Raw genomic sequence first — 1,247 nt, 5'->3', positions numbered from 1 at the left:
GGGCCGCCCTCAACCCGAAACGCCCATGCCGCACACATCTCGCACGCCTATGGTATAATTTACCTTCAGGAGTACGTTAGCGGTGAGGAATCGCGGTGAGGAATCTATGTTCAATCGACGCTGGACGATACAAGACCGTTATGGATATCACATTTATCTTACCGAAGAGCGATGGAATCATATCATTGAAGACATGAATCATCCAGAGATGGCCGACTACGAAGCATACATAAAGGATACCATTCAAACAGGACGCCGTAAACAGGATACATTGAACCCACAAAAATATCGATACAGCAAATCATATACTGATCTCATTGAAGATAATACTCATATTGTTGTCATCATTCTCTTTCGTTTTCGTGAAGATGAACAAGGGCGACCAGAACCAAACAACTATATCGTCACCGCGTATATGAAGGAGGTGGGATAATGATAATCGAACCAGTATATAATTACGATGAAGAGAGTGATACCCTTTCAATTGTCTTTGCGCCAGCAGCGAAGGCAACGGGAATTGAACTGACCGATCATATCCTGCTGCGTATCAATAAAACCGCAGAGCAGATAGCAAGTATTACCTTGCTTGATTATTCATTACTGGTTCAAGAAACAGCATTTGGGCCACGAACATTTCCACTGACGGGATTAGCCGAACTTTCCGAAGAAACGCGCGATCTCGCACTTGATATCCTTCGCGAATCCTCTGTGCGAAACATTTTGCGCATTGCAGCCTATACGCCGAAAGACGGGCAAATTATCCCCGTCGTGTTCGTTCAGCCTGTCATGGCAGCAGCAAGCACGGCATAATATTTTTATGGTTATAAGGCATAAAATATGATCGTAATGCGATACATTATTGATGAGGTTTCACCCTGAAAGGTGAGCGCATTCTTTTCGTCGAAACGTATAATCTCTTGACACATTGAACAAAAATACCTTATTCTAAAGCTAAAAAAGCTGCATTCCTGTCAACCGCGGCCCAACACGCCCTGCACCTGACGCCGCTGGCGCGTCCCGTAACCTGGCGTGTTTTTCATGCGCGTCGCGTGCCATACGCGTGGTGCTATCTATCGACGCAGCCAGCGGCGCAGGTGAGGCGCACGTTGGGCCTCCGCAGCGATTATGGCCCATGCCGGGCAAGACCGGACAGCCGGACAGCCGGACAGTCGGACAGCCGGACAGCCGGACAGCCGGGCAACCGGACAGCCGGACAGCCGGACAGCCGGGCAACCGGACAGAGCCGG

Annotated in this window: 2 protein-coding genes; both read left to right on the top strand. The window is 49.1% G+C overall.

The genetic code is table 11. From position 1 onward, the window contains the following. The first annotated feature begins 106 nt into the window (after window positions 1-106). The gene (locus tag K2Z83_RS28505) at window positions 107-433 is read left to right on the top strand and encodes a hypothetical protein (RefSeq protein ID WP_220598554.1); all 327 of its coding nucleotides are present in this window, start codon (window positions 107-109) and stop codon (window positions 431-433) included. Continuing rightward, a complete protein-coding gene (locus K2Z83_RS28500; RefSeq protein ID WP_220598553.1) occupies window positions 433-810 on the top strand; it encodes a DUF2283 domain-containing protein in 378 nt (125 codons plus the stop codon). Before K2Z83_RS28505 ends, K2Z83_RS28500 begins: the two co-directional genes overlap by 1 nt. Window positions 811-1,247 lie beyond the last annotated feature (437 nt).

It is taken from the genome of Oscillochloris sp. ZM17-4 (genome assembly GCF_019599295.1).
GTDB lineage: Bacteria > Chloroflexota > Chloroflexia > Chloroflexales > Chloroflexaceae > Oscillochloris.
This window is presented reverse-complemented; position numbering and strand designations above follow the sequence as displayed.